10 protein-coding genes and 1 tRNA gene are annotated in these 15,633 nt (G+C 62.6%); 5 read left to right on the forward strand and 6 right to left on the reverse strand.

Translation table 11 applies throughout. The features are described 5' to 3' along the window. Positions 1-61 precede the first annotated feature (61 nt). From lptB to GLX_RS13485, 6 genes are all read right to left on the reverse strand, one after another. Positions 62-853: an LPS export ABC transporter ATP-binding protein gene (lptB, locus tag GLX_RS13460; RefSeq protein ID WP_014106511.1), complete on the reverse strand. Its 792-nt coding sequence runs from the start codon at positions 851-853 to the stop codon at positions 62-64. Next, complete coding sequence (locus GLX_RS13465) at positions 850-2,115, reverse strand: LptA/OstA family protein (RefSeq protein ID WP_014106512.1); 1,266 nt, start codon at positions 2,113-2,115, stop codon at positions 850-852. Before GLX_RS13465 ends, lptB begins: the two co-directional genes overlap by 4 nt. Further along, positions 2,115-2,852: an LPS export ABC transporter periplasmic protein LptC gene (gene lptC / locus GLX_RS13470; protein WP_014106513.1), complete on the reverse strand. Its 738-nt coding sequence runs from the start codon at positions 2,850-2,852 to the stop codon at positions 2,115-2,117. Before lptC ends, GLX_RS13465 begins: the two co-directional genes overlap by 1 nt. After that, positions 2,849-3,904 (reverse strand): KpsF/GutQ family sugar-phosphate isomerase, encoded by a 1,056-nt coding sequence (locus GLX_RS13475; protein ID WP_014106514.1) that lies wholly within the window; start codon positions 3,902-3,904, stop codon positions 2,849-2,851. The genes lptC and GLX_RS13475 overlap by 4 nt, the downstream gene beginning before the upstream one ends. A gap of 49 nt (positions 3,905-3,953) precedes the next feature. Further along, on the reverse strand, positions 3,954-4,601 hold the full coding sequence (locus GLX_RS13480; protein ID WP_014106515.1) for a ribonuclease D: 648 nt from the start codon (positions 4,599-4,601) through the stop codon (positions 3,954-3,956). A 255-nt stretch (positions 4,602-4,856) separates the two neighbouring features. Further along, a tRNA-Leu gene (locus GLX_RS13485) sits at positions 4,857-4,943 on the reverse strand. A gap of 225 nt (positions 4,944-5,168) precedes the next feature. On the opposite strand from GLX_RS13485, the gene GLX_RS13490 reads away from it, so the two are divergent. The 5 genes from GLX_RS13490 to GLX_RS13510 all read left to right on the forward strand — a co-directional run bounded on the left by GLX_RS13490 (position 5,169) and on the right by GLX_RS13510 (position 15,633). Then, positions 5,169-6,062 (forward strand): complex I NDUFA9 subunit family protein, encoded by an 894-nt coding sequence (locus tag GLX_RS13490; protein WP_041247891.1) that lies wholly within the window; start codon positions 5,169-5,171, stop codon positions 6,060-6,062. Positions 6,063-6,221: 159 nt separating this feature from the next. Continuing rightward, the gene (locus tag GLX_RS13495; RefSeq protein WP_014106517.1) at positions 6,222-7,676 is read left to right on the forward strand and encodes an NAD(P)-dependent oxidoreductase; all 1,455 of its coding nucleotides are present in this window, start codon (positions 6,222-6,224) and stop codon (positions 7,674-7,676) included. 2 nt (positions 7,677-7,678) lie between these two features. Further along, positions 7,679-12,211 (forward strand): glutamate synthase large subunit, encoded by a 4,533-nt coding sequence (gltB, locus tag GLX_RS13500; RefSeq protein WP_014106518.1) that lies wholly within the window; start codon positions 7,679-7,681, stop codon positions 12,209-12,211. A 196-nt stretch (positions 12,212-12,407) separates the two neighbouring features. After that, entirely contained in the window at positions 12,408-14,261 is a 1,854-nt protein-coding gene (locus tag GLX_RS13505; protein ID WP_041247442.1) for a M3 family oligoendopeptidase, read from the forward strand. Then, positions 14,242-15,633 (forward strand): ABC1 kinase family protein, encoded by a 1,392-nt coding sequence (locus GLX_RS13510; RefSeq protein WP_014106520.1) that lies wholly within the window; start codon positions 14,242-14,244, stop codon positions 15,631-15,633. Before GLX_RS13505 ends, GLX_RS13510 begins: the two co-directional genes overlap by 20 nt.

A 15,633-nucleotide genomic window follows, 5' to 3' on the forward strand; every position in this document is an offset into this window, starting at 1 on the left:
TTTTATATAAATGAGAGCTTGCCTGTCGCCTTACCTCGCACAGGGCGAGGCGGATTGCGGGCTAGAGCGTGAATTTTTCGCCCAGATATACCCGGCGCACATCCTCGTTCGCCACGATTTCCTCCGGCCGTCCTTCGGTCAGCACCTGCCCGCTATGCATGATGTACGCCCGGTCAATGACCTCCAGCGTCTCGCGCACGTTATGGTCGGTAATCAGCACGCCGATTCCGCGATCTTTCAGATGGGCGACAAGATCACGGATTTCGCCCACTGCAATGGGGTCGATGCCGGCCAGCGGTTCGTCAAGCAGGACATAATGCGGCTGGCTGGCCAGCGCGCGGGCAATTTCCAGCCGCCGCCGCTCGCCACCCGACAGCGCCAGTGACGAGGAATGGCGCAGGCGGGTAATGCCAAACTCGCCAAGCAGGCCATCAAGCATGGTCTGCCGCCGGTCGGGGTCGGACTCCACGATCTCGAGTGCCGCCATGATGTTCTGTTCAACAGTCAGGCCGCGAAAGATGCTTGATTCCTGTGGCAGGTAGCCAATGCCCATGCGTGCGCGGCGGTACATGGGCAACTGGGTTATGTCCGCGCCATCAAGGGTGATGATGCCCATGTCGGGCCGTACCAGCCCTACGATCATGTAGAAGCTTGTGGTCTTGCCCGCACCGTTGGGGCCAAGCAGGGCCACGGCCTCGCCACGCTGCACCTGTAGCGAGACATCACGCACCACCTGTCGCTTCTTGTAGCTCTTGCCGATGCCGCTGGCGATCAGCCCGCCCGAAGGTAAGGCATCCGCCTGTCCGCTGGTGGCTGGCCCATCTGCGGTCTGTTCCGGGAGCGTCGTGTTCATCGTGCGGATCCCTTGTCACCCTTGCCTGCCTGGTTCGGAATGACCAGGCCGCTCACACGTGAGCCGGGGTTGTCGGTCAGCGTTGCGATATCGGTGTGCATGTTCACGATGGCTGACGTGCCGCTGACCTGATTTTCCCCACGGGTGATATGCACGTTGCCCACCAGTCGGGCAATGCCTGTATCGGGTACATACACGCCACGGTCTCCCGTTACGGTTTCGGTACGGGTGCGGATCACGATATGGCCGAAGGCATCCACATGGTCGATCGTGCCCGCGCCGGGGGCGGGCCGGTCATCGGCGGTGCCGACCGGGGTGTCCTTCTTGCCGTTCGGATGGGTGTCATTCCATTCGCGCCGGGGGTGGCTGCGCTGGTCCTTGGGTCGGTCATAGCCCACCAGCACGTCGGCGCGCAGTTGCCGCCCGTCATCGGTTGTCATGGTTGCGTTGCCGCGGGCAACGGACATGTGTTCATGTGAATGGTATTCCAGTACGTCACGCGCGGTCAGGATATCCTGCGGAGTGGTCATCTTGAGATGCTGGCCGGTCATGACCAGGATCGCCTGGTCCACGTCATACACCGCATGGTCGCCCCATGCCTGATCGCTGGTGGTGAAGGCATGCACATGGCCCAGTGCTTCAAGCCTGTACACTTCGCTCGCACCGCCGGGGCCATTGCTGTCGCCCGATGCATCGCTGGACGGGGCACCCGTGGCGGGGCCGCCGGGTACGCCTGTCGGGGGCGGCCGGTCGGGTGTGGGCATATCCTGCGGCAGAGTGTCGGATGTAGTGGTGAGGCTTGTATCAACATCAGGGTCGTTGGGCAGGACGGGTGTGGGCGGCGGTATGGTGGCGGGTGCGGTGGGGGGCGCGCCATCATCAGTGATGTGGGGGCGCCGGGTCTCCAGCGGGGGGGCAACGCCCAGATGGTCGGCTAGCGGGGCTTTTGCATCCGGGGGCTGTGCTGCTGCTACGGGTGCCTTGCCTGCCTGTGCGCCGGGCGTGGTAGCGGCGGTGGCTGCCTTTTTGCGGTAGAAGGCCACCAGCCGGTCGGCGCGTACGGTCATGTCCCCCCTTATGGCCTGGGCGCGGTCATAGGCGGTTACGGTCTGGGCATTCTGGTCCCAGTTGAAGCCGCCCGCGGCGGTTACGTTGATCTGCTGGCCATGCGACATGTCCAGTCCCTGCGCCATAACCGGCGTGGCCGCGACCAGCCCGAGCAGGATGCCCCCCACAGGCAGGGGGGAGAGGAGGCGCGCCATCAGTTGGATCTTTCCGCTGCATTGAGGATCATGCGGCCCGGCCCGCGAAACATCATGATGCCGCCATGGATGTCTAGCATGCCGCCTTGCACGTCCATCACGCCCACCGGGCCTTCGCCATGGATCCAGCTGTCGGTTACGATGATGTTGTGACGCATGTCGATATCGGCGGTGGGGGTGAGCATGAGGGTTCCGTCATTGCGATAGAGCGTGACCGCATGTGTCAGGTCCAGCATTTGCGCGTGCTGGATATAGACACCTTCATTCGCGGTCACGTACAGCCAGTTTCCGTTGTCCATCAGGGTATCGGCGGCGGCGTTGGTCAGGTCAATGCGTTCGGATGAGACCTGCCGCGCCTCATCGGCGGTAATCATGTAGGGATGGCCATGCTCGTCCAGCCCGCGATAGGTCGGGTTGAGCATGCTGCCGCTTTTCACGCGCACATGGTTCATCTGCGCCATGGTGCCGGTATGCATGATTACGGCGCGTTCGACAGCGGGCCACGCGGCAATGGACCCAAGCAGGATAAGGGCCAGCAGCGGCAGCATCCACTTGGCCGAGCGCATGATGGTCTGCCGGCGCGCAAGGTCGGCGGCATTGGGCAGCAGCCGCGTGCGGGTGGACAGGTCGAATATGCTGCGCTGGCGCTCTACATCGTCGGCGCTGCGGGTATAGTCCTCGCGCTCGATGCGCTCGGGTATGCTCCCGCCGTCCGTATCGTCAGGCCGGTCCGTCATGCAATGCCAGCACGCAGCAGGTCGTGCAGATGGACGATGCCGACAGGCTGGTTCGTATCATCCAGCACGAAAATGCTGGAAATGGGGCGCGGGCGGTCGTTCATGATCCGCAGCGCTTCCGCTGCCAGCACGTCCGGCCCCAGGGTCTGGGGGCGGGTGTTCATGATATCGGCGGCATGGGTGTGATCAAGGTCCAGATCCAGCGCAAGGCGCAGGTCGCGGTCGGTGATCAGCCCAACCAGGCGGTTGTCCGCATCCACCACGCCCATGCAGCCAAAGGCCTTGCGGGTCATTTCCACGATCACCTGACGCAGCGACATGTCCGGTGCGCCAAGCGGCATGCTGGAACCCAGGTGCATGAGTTCACGCACCCGGCGCAACTGCGTGCCCAGTCGGCCGCCGGGGTGGAAGATGCCGAAATCGCTGGCGCTGAACCCGCGACGCTGCAGCAGCACGATGGCCAGCGCATCGCCCAATGCCAGTTGCATGGTGGAACTTGTTGTGGGGGCCAGGCCGTTTGGGCAGGCTTCCGGCGCGCGGGGCAGCAGCAGCACGATATCGGCCGTGCGGGCCAGTGTGGAATCGGCGCACGATGTCATGGCGATGAGCAGCATGCCAAAGCGCCGGGTGTGGGAAATGATATCGGCCATCTCCGACGTCTCGCCCGAATTGGAGATGGCCAGCACGGCATCTCCCTTCTGCAGCATGCCCAGATCCCCGTGCGAGGCCTCGGCAGGGTGGACGAAGATGGCGGGCGTGCCGGTAGAGGCCAGGGTGGCCTGTATCTTGCGCCCGATATGCCCCGACTTGCCAATGCCGGTCACGACCACGCGCATGTTGTCCGACAGGATGCGTGTGATGGCCTGGATGAAGGCCTGCCCCAGCCCCCCCCCATCTGGCGTGGGGGGGGCGTCCAGTGCCGCGATCATGGCGTGCAGGCCTGCGGATTCGGTACGCAGCACATTGCAGGCATCAAGCAGGATGCGCGCCTGTGGCGTGCGTGTGCTTTCGCTGGAAGCGGAGGCGGGGAAGGGGGAAAGGCTGCTGTTCATGCCCGATCTGTGTTGTTGCGACAGGCTGCCGGTAGAACCGGGAGCGGTGTCAGGCGGCCCGGTGCGCGAAAATGTCCGGGTCCTGATAACCCAGTATATCAAGCCGTGCACGCGTGGGCATGAAATCAAAGCAGGCCTGCGCCATCGCGCGTCGGCCTTCACGGTGAAGCAGCACGTCCAGTTTTGCCCACAATGCATGCAGGTAAAGTACGTCAGATGCCGCGTAGCACAACTGTTCGCGCGTAAGGTCCGGCGCGCCCCAGTCCGAACTCTGCTGCTGCTTGCTCAGTTCCACCCCCAGCAGTTCCCGGCACAGATTGGCCAGACCATGGCGGTCGGTATAGGTACGCACCAGCTTGGAGGCGATCTTGGTGCAGATGGAGGGAGCAACGGTAATGCCAAACGTGTGCTGGAGGATCGCCACATCAAAGCGGGCGAAATGCATGAGCTTGGTTATATGACCATCGGTCAGCACGCGGATAAGGTTGGGGTAGTCCGCCGCCGTGGCGCCCTGTGTCACCTGCACCAGGTGGGCCTGCCCGTCCCCTGCTGAAAGCTGGACCAGACACAGCCGGTCCCGGTGTGGGTTCAGCCCCATCGTTTCGGTATCGACCGCCACCATGCCCGTAAAGACCACATCGGCGGGCAGGTCGCCGCGATGGAAATGGATGGTATCGGGTGCAGGGCTTGCAGCCATGTTGAAAACGCTCCGTCACGATATCGCCTTCACGGTGGCAGGTCTGGAACGCAACCGCAAGCAATGCCATCCGTTGGGTTGCAGACCGTGCCGGGCCGGGACCGTACTGGCTGGCGGCCCCGTGCGTAAAGGATGGGTTCGTGGGCGGTTTACACCAATTTGCACGGGGGAACAGGCAAAAAGATAAGGGGACAGACCCAAAGGGGCTGCCCTGTCCGCCCCCGGAGGGGAGTAATATCCAGTTTTGAAGAGATATGGTGCCCAGAAGAAGACTCGAACTTCCACGACCTTGCGGCCACAGGTACCTGAAACCTGCGCGTCTACCAATTCCGCCATCTGGGCTCAGAGGCTCCCCAGCGGAGGCCGCCGGGGTGGTGTGAGCGCTGTTTAGTCCGGCAGGGGGGAGCGGTCAACAGGCTAAATGCTTTTTTTTTGAAATCAGGCGTATTTTTTCTCCACCCCGTGCGGGCGGGGCCGGATGCGCGGGCAGAATTGACTGTGCCACCATGGGGTCGCATGCAAAAAATGGCGGACAGCGCAATCATGCGCCATGCGCGGGAGCAGTTCATGACACGTAAGGTGGCAACGGTTTTTGGCGGATCGGGATTCGTGGGCCGCTCCGTCGTGGGGCGTCTGGCGCGGGCGGGATATGTGGTGCGCGTGGCCGGGCGCACCGCGCGCGACGCCGCCTGCATGCGCATGCAGGGTGATGTGGGGCAGGTGGTGCCGGTTGTCGCCTCCATTACCGATGAAGCCGGGTGCGTCGCGGCACTGGAAGGATGTGACCTTGCCATCAATCTGGTGGGGATCCTCTCGCCGCACGGGCGTACGACTTTCGAGGCGATCCATGTGGAGGGAGCAGGGCGTGTCGCCCGCCTGGCCGCATGCGCGGGGGTGGGGCGACTGATCCATGTCTCGGCCATCGGAGCCGCGCTCGACAGTCCTTCCGCCTATGCGCGCAGCAAGGCGGAAGGGGAATGTGTCGTGACCCGTGCCATGCCCGAGGCTGTCATTATCCGGCCCTCGCTCATATTCGGGGTGGATGGTGCGTTCCCTGCCATGTTCGCGCGCATGGCGCGGCTCATGCCGGTGATGCCGGTATTCGGGGCGGCCACCCGGTTCCAGCCGGTCTGGGTAGGAGATGTGGCCGAGGGCATGCTGCGGATCGCAACCGGGGAGTCCGTGGCGGGCGCCGTGTTTGAATTTGGCGGCCCAAAAATCATGACCATGCGCCAGATCGTGGCATGGGCGGCGCAGTGGTCGGGCCACCCGCGCCCGTTGTTCGAGGTGCCGCGCTGGCTGGCTAATGCGCAGGCCAGCGTGCTTGAGCACCTGCCGGGCAGGATGCTGACGCGCGACCAGGTCCGCCTGCTGTACGTCGATAATGTCGTAGCACCCGGCTCCCGCACCATCGCAATGCTGGGTATTACACCTGCCCCGATGGACCTGATCCTGGGTTGAGGAAAGAAAACCGGGGGAATTTGCCGTTTTTCCATCATTTAGTCAGTACTGCTGTCTTTTCTTTTCGCAAGGGGGTGCGTAGGTCTGTCCCTCGACCATGGCGCGCAGGCGTGGCCGTGGCATCCTTACCTTTATCCGTCACACCCCGGGGGCAGACCGATGGCCGAGCGCATGCTGAAATTCGTCTCTGTGGCGCAGGAGCAGCCGGACAAGCGGGCTGCCGAGGCGCGCCGCAACGATTTCAATGAAATCTATGCTGAATTCGTGCCCGCAAAGGCCGAGGCGCAGGCCTCGCGCTGCTCGCAGTGTGGCGTGCCGTTCTGCTCGGTGCACTGCCCGCTGGGTAACAACATCCCCGACTGGCTGATGATGACGGCGGCAGGGCGGATGGAGGAGGCATATGAACTGTCATCCGCCACCAACACCTTCCCGGAAATCTGTGGCCGCATCTGCCCGCAGGACCGTCTGTGTGAAGGCAACTGTGTGATCGAGGAAGGCTTCGAGAGTGTCACGATCGGCGCGGTCGAACGCTACATTACCGATACCGCGTTTGATAACGGCTGGGTGAAGCCAGTGAAGCCGGTGGCCGAACGTGACGGGAGCGTTGCCATCATCGGTGCCGGTCCCGGTGGCCTTGCCGCGGCGGTCCAGTTGCGCGAGCAGGGCTATCAGGTCCATGTCTATGACCGCTACGACCGCATTGGTGGCCTGCTGATGTATGGCATCCCCGGCTTCAAGCTGGAAAAGGACATTGTCCTGCGCCGCCATAAGCTGCTGGTGGAATCAGGCATCCAGTTCCATCTGGGCAAGGGCATTGGCGATGCGGATGGCGCGGACAGCATCGCGTTTTCCACCCTGCGCGCACGGCATGATGGTGTGCTGATCGCAACGGGTGTGTACAGGTCGCGTGATATTGGCGGTCCCGGCGCGGGGCTGGGTGGTATCGTGCGCGCGCTGGATTACCTGACCGCGTCCAATCGCGTCTCGCTGGGCGATAAGGTTGCGCAATATGACAATGGCGAACTGAATGCCGCGGGCAAGTCGGTCGTGGTGATCGGTGGTGGCGATACGGCCATGGACTGCGTGCGCACCGCCATCCGTCAGGGTGCGAAATCGGTGAAGTGCCTGTACCGCCGTGACCGTGCGAACATGCCTGGTTCCGTGCGTGAGGTGAAGAACGCCGAGGAAGAGGGTGTCGAGTTCGTGTGGCTGGCCGCTCCCCAGGCGTTCGAGGGCGAAGGCCACGTGACCGGCGTACGCGCCATCCGCATGAAGCTGGGCCTGCCCGATGCGTCGGGCCGCCAGTCGGTCGAGCCGGTGGAAAACAGCGCGTACACGCTGGAAGCCGACATGGTGGTCAAGGCGCTGGGTTTCGACCCCGAACCGCTACCCACACTGTGGGGGCAGCCGGAACTGGAGGTGTCGCGCTGGGGCACGCTCATGGTGGATCGCAAGACGTTCATGACCAGCCTGCCCGGCGTGTTTGCCGCAGGCGATATCGTGCGCGGGGCCAGCCTGGTGGTGTGGGCCATCCGCGACGGGCGGGATGCCGCAGCGCAGATGCACGCATGGCTTGAGGAATTGACGGCCGCACAGGCCGAGGTGGCGGAGTAAGCATGATGGATCAGTTTGAAAACCAGCCCACCGATTTCGTTCAGGAATGGCAGGACAATGCACAGGCTATTTCTGGCCTGTACACCCCTGCCGATGAACATGACGCCTGTGGCGTGGGCATGGTCGCAGCCCTTGATGGCAAGCCGCGCCGCGACGTGGTGGAGGCCGGTATTGCGGCGCTGAAGGCCGTATGGCACCGAGGCGCTGTCGATGCCGATGGCAAGACCGGCGATGGTGCTGGCATCCATGTCGAGATCCCGCAGGACTTCTTTGCCGATGCAATCCATGCCGGCGGTGCGGAAAGCGGTGTGGACAGCCAGATCGCGGTGGGCATGATCTTCCTGCCCAAGACCGATATCGCGGCACAGGAACGCTGCCGCCAGATCATCGAAAGCGAGATTCTCGCCTTCGGTTACAGCATCTATGGCTGGCGCCAGGTGCCCATCAATACTGACTGTATTGGTGAGAAGGCCAATGCCACCCGTCCCGAAATCGAGCAGATCCTGATCCGCAACCTGCCCGGCAGTGACGAGGCCGAGTTCGAGCGCGACCTGTATGTGATCCGTCGCAAGATCGAGAAAAGTGCCATCGCCAATCAGGTGGACCTGTATGTCTGTTCGCTGTCGTGCCGGTCGCTAATCTACAAGGGCATGTTCCTGGCCGAACACCTGACGGAATTCTATCCCGACCTGCTCGACCCGCGTTTTGTCAGTCGCTTCGCCATCTATCACCAGCGGTACTCGACCAACACCTTCCCCACATGGAAGCTGGCGCAGCCCTTCCGCAGGCTGGCCCATAATGGTGAGATCAACACCATTTCCGGCAACGTCAACTGGATGAAAAGCCACGAGACCCGTCTGGCCGATCCCATCCTTGACCCGTACATGGATGACCTCAAGCCCGTGGTGCAGGCACAGGGATCGGATACGGCATGTTTTGACAACGTGTTCGAATTGCTGACCTTCGCCGGTCGTGATGCGCCCATGGCGCGCTGCCTGATGGTGCCGGCCAGCATGGGCGGCAATTCCGCCATGCCGCAGCGGCACAAGGACATGTATTCTTACTGCAACGCCGTGATGGAACCGTGGGATGGCCCGGCCGCCATCTGCGCGACCGACGGACGGTGGATGGTTGCGGGTCTTGACCGCAGTGGCCTGCGCCCGCTGCGCTATACCGTGACCGGTAGCGGCCTGCTAATCGTGGGGTCCGAGACGGGCATGGTGAAGGTGCCCGAAGCCGATATCGTCAGCCGTGGCCGCCTTGGGCCGGGGCAGTCGCTTGCACTCGACCTGAAAACCGCGAAGCTGTACAGCAACGAGGAACTGCTCGATGAACTGTCGGGTCGGCAGGACTTCTCGGCCTGGGTCAAGCATACGCAGGAAATTTCCTCCATTGTCCGCCCCGATGGCAGCGAACCCGTGCTGTATGATGCCGAGATGCTGCGCCGCCGGCAGTTGGCCGTTGGCCTGACGCTGGAAGACCTTGAAACCATCCTGCAGCCGATGGTGGAAACCGCGTCTGAAGCCATCGGGTCGATGGGCGATGACACACCGCTTGCGGTGCTGTCCAGCCGCTACCGGGGGCTTGCACATTACTTCCGCCAGGCGTTCAGCCAGGTCACCAACCCGCCCATCGACAGCCTGCGCGAGACGCGGGTGATGAGCCTCGTGACCCGCCTTGGCAACCTTGGCAACATTCTTGAGGAAAGCGAGAGCCAGTGCGATCTGCTCCAGCTTCCCTCTCCGGTGCTGACCACGGGTGAGTTCCAGGCGCTGGTCGAGTTCTGTGGCAAGAACGCCTGTATCATCGACTGCACCTTCCCCGCTGCCGAAGGCGAGGCCGGGCTGCGCGCCGCCATCGCGCGCATCCGCGCCGAGGCCGAGGACCGCGTGCGCCAGGGCTGCACCCATGTGTTCCTGACAGATGAGCACCAGTCGGGCGAGCGCGCCTACATCCCCATGATTCTGGCCACGGCGGCGGTGCATACGCATCTTGTACGCCAGTCTCTGCGGACGTTCACTTCGCTCAATGTCCGTTCCGCCGGTGCGTTGGATGTGCATGCGATCGCGGTGACGATCGGGGTGGGGGCGACTACGGTCAACCCGTACCTTGCACAGGAAAGCATTGCCGACCGCCACCGCCGCGGCCTGTTCGGCAAGCTGACGCTGAGCGAGTCGGTGGAGCGCTACCGCAAGGCGGTGAACAAAGGCTTGCTGAAGATCATGTCCAAGATGGGCATTTCCATCGTGGCGTCGTACCGTGGCGGCTACAATTTTGAGGCTATCGGGCTTTCGCGTGCGCTGACGGCGGAATTTTTTCCCGGCATGCCCTCGCGCATTTCCGGTATCGGCCTGACCGGTATCGCGCGTAATGTGCTGAGCTTCCACCACAAGGCGTGGAACAGACAGGTGGAGACGCTTTCCGTCGGTGGGCGCTACAAATTGCGTCGCAGCGGTGAAGTGCATGCGTTTGACGGCAACCTGATCCACATGCTGCAGACAGCGGTGGGCACCGGCAGCTTTTCCATCTACCAGCGTTATGCCGATGCCGTGCGCCGCCTGCCGCCGGTGGCCCTGCGTGACCTGCTGGACTTCCGTGGCGGGCGCACACCCATCCCCGTAGAATCGGTCGAAAGCATTACCGAACTGCGCAAACGTCTGATCGCGCCGGGCATTTCGCTGGGCGCGCTCAGCCCCGAAGCGCATGAAACGCTGTCGATTGCGATGAACCGCATTGGCGCCAAGTCCGATTCGGGTGAGGGTGGTGAAGACCCGGCACGCGCCAAGCCCCGCCCCAATGGGGATAATGCCTCGTCTGCCATCAAGCAGATCGCGTCGGGTCGTTTTGGCGTGACCGCGCAGTACCTTAATGACTGCCGCGAGATCGAGATCAAGATGGCGCAGGGTGCCAAGCCCGGCGAGGGTGGGCAGTTGCCCGGTTTCAAGGTGACCGGCCTGATCGCGAAGCTGCGCCATGCGACCGAAGGCGTGACCCTGATCTCGCCGCCGCCGCATCACGACATCTACTCGATCGAGGATCTGGCGCAGCTCATCTACGATCTCAAGCAGATCAACCCCGAGGCTACCGTGACCGTGAAACTGGTTGCGCGTTCGGGCATCGGCACGATTGCCGCAGGTGTGGCCAAGGCCAAGGCGGATGCGATCCTGATTTCGGGGCATTCCGGTGGCACGGGCGCAAGCCCGCAGTCTTCGGTCAAGTATGCGGGCATGCCGTGGGAACTGGGGCTGGCGGAGGCACATCAGGTACTGATGCTCAACCGTCTGCGCCATCGGGTGAAGCTGCGCACCGATGGCGGCCTGAAAACCGGCCGTGACGTGGTGATCGCCGCCATGCTGGGGGCAGAAGAGTTCGGTATCGGCACGGCCAGCCTCGTGGCTATGGGCTGCATCATGGTGCGTCAGTGCCACTCCAACACCTGCCCCGTGGGCGTGTGCGTGCAGGACGAGGAACTGCGCAAGAAGTTCGAGGGTACACCGGAGAAGGTGATCAACCTGTTCTCCTTCATTGCCGAGGACGTGCGCAATATCCTTGCCTCGCTGGGCTTCACCACGCTTAACGAGATCATCGGTCGCACCGACCTGCTGCATCAGGTGCTGCGCGGGGCGGATTATCTGGATGACCTTGACCTCAATTCGCTGTTGGCCCAGGCCGATCCCGGCCCCTATGGCCGCTACTGCACACGCGAAGGCCGCAACGAGGTGCCCGAGACGCTGGATGCGCAGATGATCGCTGATGCGCGCCCGCTGTTCGATCACGGCGAGAAGATGCAGTTGCAGTACAACGTGCAGAACACGCATCGCGCCATCGGCACGCGCATTTCTTCGCTGATCGTGCGGCAGTTCGGCATGAGCACACTCGCGCCGGGGCACCTGACAGTGCGGTTGCGTGGTTCGGCGGGGCAGTCGCTGGGTGCATTCGCGGTGCAGGGCCTCAAGCTTGAAGTGCTGGGCGATGCGAACGACTATGTGGGCAAGGGTCTTTCGGGGGCGACCATCGTGGTCCGTACCTCGCCGTCTTCCAGCCTTGTGTCGAACGAGAACGCGATTGTCGGCAACACGGTGCTGTATGGCGCGACAGCAGGCGCGCTGTATGCGGCGGGACAGGCGGGTGAGCGCTTTGCGGTGCGTAACTCGGGTGCTACCGCGGTGGTCGAGGGGTGTGGCTCCAACGGCTGTGAATACATGACCGGCGGCACAGTGGTGATCCTGGGGGAAATTGGCGACAATTTCGGCGCGGGCTTCACCGGTGGCATGGCCTTCGTCTATGATGTCAGCGGCACCTTTGCCGAACGGGTCAACCCCGATACGGTCATGTGGTGCCGCGTGCAGGATCCGAAATGGGAAGCCGTACTGCGCGAGCAGGTGGAGATCCATGCGCGCGAAACCGGCAGTCGTTATGCCGAACTGCTGCTGCATAACTGGGACAGGACCCTGCCGCGTTTCTGGCATGTCGTACCCACGGAATATGCGCGCGTGATCGGTTTCGAGGCCCCGGCCATGGCCCGTGGCGCGTAAACCGTAACGGTTTTTTGCATACAGGAAACAGTGTGGGAGCCGGGCAGCGATGCCCGGCTCCTTTTGTATGCGGGGCAGAATATTGGCCAGCGGGGTCGCATAGGCTTGTCGGACGCATTAGGTTTGACCACATGGGAATCGCAGGACTGGCGCATGGGTGCCGGGTCTGCCTGATGTGATGGTTGGTGGTCGATCTATGTCCAAAGCGTATTTTTCCGCTCCCGTGTCCGGCGCGCCCGGCCTTTCCCCCCTGCTGGAGGAATCCGGCCAGCCTTCTGGCGGCGCACCCGCTCTATCGGGGCCGCCGCGATGGGATCTGTCGGACCTGTATGCAAACCCGCAGGACCCGCAGCTTACTATCGACCTTGACCAGGCGGATGAGGATTCGCAGGCGTTTGCCCGCGTGTGGCAAGGCCGTCTGGCTGGCGTGTCCGGTGCCGAACTGGCGCAGGCCATTGCCGAATACCAGCGTATTGATGAGGTGCTTGGCCGGGCGGGGTCATATGCCCAGCTCCTGTTTGCGGCCAATACGTCGGATTCGGATGTTGCGCGCTTTGCCCAGTCGATCAATGAGCGGCTGACCGCCATCTCCACCCACCTGCTGTTCTTCACGCTCGAGATCAACCGCATCCCTGATGAAGGGCTGGCAGCCCAGATGAGTGACCCGGCACTGGCGCACTGGGCCCCCTTCCTACGCGATCTGCGTGTTTTCCGCCCCTACCAGCTTTCTGATGAGGTTGAGGCGGTGCTGCACGAAAAATCGGTCACTGGTTCCGCCGCGTGGAACCGCCTGTTTGACGAGACGATGGCCGGCCTGCGTGTGCGTGTGGGGGGAGAAAATACCACGCTGGGCAATGCGCTTGATACCATGTCCAGCCCCGACCGCAGCGTGCGCGCCGGTGCCGCGCGCGCCATCGGGGATGAGCTGGGCCGCAACGTGAAGCTGTTCTCGCTGATTACCAACACGTTGGCCAAGGACAAGGCGATCATGGACGGGCTGCGCCATTACCCGCGCCCGACCTCGGCGCGCAACTGCGCCAACATGGTCGAGGATGAAGTGGTCGATGCGCTGGTGCAGGCCGTGACCGAAGCCTATCCCCGCCTGTCACACCGTTATTATGCGTTGAAGACAAAGTGGCTGGGGCTGGAAAAGCTGGAATACTGGGACCGCAATGCACCGCTGACCACGCAGGATGAACCGCTGATCCCGTGGGCGGATGCAACAAGACAGGTCATGGCCGCGTATGAAGGTTTTGATCCGCGCATGGGCAAGGTTGCGAAGCAGTTCTTTGACCATGCATGGATTGATGCGCCCCCCGTGCCGGGCAAGGCGTCAGGCGCGTTTGCGCACCCGACCGTGCCGTCGGCGCACCCCTACCTGCTGCTGAATTACCGTGGCCGCACGCGCGATGTGATGACACTGGCGCATGAACTGGGCCATGGCGTGCATCAGGTTCTGGCGGGCAGGCAGGGCTACCTCATGTCCAGCACGCCGCTGACACTGGCGGAAACCGCCAGCGTGTTTGGCGAGATGCTGACCTTCCGTGCATTGCTCGATGCTCAGACCGATCCTGTTCGTCGCAGGCTGATGCTGGCGGCCAAGGTGGAGGACATGCTCAACACCGTGGTGCGACAGGTCGCCTTCTACCGTTTCGAGACACTGGTGCATGAAGAACGCCGCAAGGGTGAATTGCTGCCTGCGCGCATTGGTGAAATCTGGCGCCAGACACAGGCTGAAAGTCTTGGCCCGGCCTTCAACTTCACGCCAGATTATGATGTGTACTGGACCTATGTCCCCCATTTCATCCATTCACCGTTCTATGTGTATGCCTATGCTTTTGGCGATTGCCTGGTAAACGCGCTATATGGGGTGTTCCGCTCCGGGCATCCGGGGTTTCAGGACAAGTACCTCGATATGCTTGAGGCTGGCGGGACAAAGCGGCATCGTGAACTGCTGGCCCCCTTCGGGCTGGATGCGGCAGATCCCGGTTTCTGGCAGAAGGGACTGGATGTGATCGCCGGATTTATTGATGAACTGGAGCGTGTCTGACGTGGCGGATGAACGGAATATCGACAATACCGGCCTGTTTGGTGAATTCCGCCGCATGGTGCGCACGTCCGGCACGGTCGGCGGCATTGCCGCGCGCATTGCCGGGCATAAAATGGGCTTCCGCTCCAACCAGTCCATTCATGCCGAGGATCTGAAAAGCGTGCTGGGCGGGCTGAAGGGCCCGCTCATGAAGGGCGCGCAGCTTCTCTCCACCATTCCCGGCGCGATCCCTGAGGAATATGCCAAGGAACTGGCGCAGCTTCAGGCCAATGCGCCGCCCATGGGGTGGAACTTTGTCCGCCGCCGCATGTCTGCCGAACTGGGGCCGAACTGGGAGCGTAATTTTCGCTCCTTCAACCGCGAAGCCTCGGCTGCGGCCAGTCTGGGACAGGTGCATCGCGCGGTGCTGCCCGATGGGCGGGAGGTTGCGTGCAAGCTGCAGTACCCGGACATGAAATCCACGGTCGAATCTGACCTGCGCCAGTTCCGCATGGCGGTGGGCCTGTTCTATAAACTCGACAGCACGATCTGCCAGGATGACGTGCTGGATGAATTGCAGGACCGGCTGTACGAGGAGCTGGATTACCAGCGCGAGGCCGCGAATATGCGGCTCTACCACCTGATGCTGGCTGAATTCCCGGATGTAACCGTTCCCCAGCCGATTGATAGCCTGTGCACCCAGCGCCTGCTGACCATGGAATGGGTCAATGGGCGCGGCATCCAGAAAGTACTGGATACCAACCCCACGCAGGAAGAGCGCAACCGCATGGCGCGTGCCCTGTTCCGCGCGTGGTATGCGCCACTGTACCGCTATGGTGTCATTCATGGCGACCCGCATATGGGTAACTTCACCGTGCGCGATGATTACGGCATCAACCTGCTGGATTTCGGCGCCATCCGGATTTTCCCCTCACGTTTCGTGCAGGGCATCATCGACCTGCACAAAGCGATTGAGACGGATGATGAAGATCTGGCGATGCATGCCTACGCGGCATGGGGCTTTGTCAACCTGTCACGCGATACGGTGCGCGTGCTCAATGAATGGGCGCGCTTCATCTATGGTCCACTGCTGGATGACCGTGAGCGCTTCATTCAGGAAGACAATGACCCGCAATATGGTCGCGCCGTGGCGGAACGGGTCTATAACGGCCTCAAGCGCACCGGTGGCGTGCAGCCACCGCGTGAATTCGTGCTGGTGGACCGCTCCGCCGTGGGGCTTGGCAGCGTGTTCCTGCGGTTGAAGGCCAAGGTGAACTGGCACCAGTTGTTTCAGGAAGTGGCAGCGGACTTCAACGAAGCAGCACTGGCTCACCGGCAGGTCGATGCCCTGCGTGAAGCCCGCGTGCCGCAGCCACTGGGCGCACGGGTGTAA

Source organism: Komagataeibacter medellinensis NBRC 3288, from assembly GCF_000182745.2.
In the GTDB taxonomy this organism is placed as follows: Bacteria; Pseudomonadota; Alphaproteobacteria; order Acetobacterales; family Acetobacteraceae; genus Komagataeibacter; species Komagataeibacter medellinensis.

Excerpts from the sequence above, each read along its gene's own strand:
- lptB (WP_014106511.1), bottom strand. The coding sequence starts at position 853 with ATGAACACGACGCTCCCGGAACAGACCGCAGATGGGCCAGCCACCAGC.
- GLX_RS13465 (WP_014106512.1), bottom strand. The coding sequence starts at position 2,115 with ATGGCGCGCCTCCTCTCCCCCCTGCCTGTGGGGGGCATCCTGCTCGGG.
- lptC (WP_014106513.1), bottom strand. The coding sequence starts at position 2,852 with ATGACGGACCGGCCTGACGATACGGACGGCGGGAGCATACCCGAGCGC.
- GLX_RS13475 (WP_014106514.1), bottom strand. The coding sequence starts at position 3,904 with ATGAACAGCAGCCTTTCCCCCTTCCCCGCCTCCGCTTCCAGCGAAAGC.
- GLX_RS13480 (WP_014106515.1), bottom strand. The coding sequence starts at position 4,601 with ATGGCTGCAAGCCCTGCACCCGATACCATCCATTTCCATCGCGGCGAC.
- GLX_RS13490 (WP_041247891.1), top strand. The coding sequence starts at position 5,169 with ATGACACGTAAGGTGGCAACGGTTTTTGGCGGATCGGGATTCGTGGGC.
- GLX_RS13495 (WP_014106517.1), top strand. The coding sequence starts at position 6,222 with ATGGCCGAGCGCATGCTGAAATTCGTCTCTGTGGCGCAGGAGCAGCCG.
- gltB (WP_014106518.1), top strand. The coding sequence starts at position 7,679 with ATGATGGATCAGTTTGAAAACCAGCCCACCGATTTCGTTCAGGAATGG.
- GLX_RS13505 (WP_041247442.1), top strand. The coding sequence starts at position 12,408 with ATGTCCAAAGCGTATTTTTCCGCTCCCGTGTCCGGCGCGCCCGGCCTT.
- GLX_RS13510 (WP_014106520.1), top strand. The coding sequence starts at position 14,242 with ATGAACTGGAGCGTGTCTGACGTGGCGGATGAACGGAATATCGACAAT.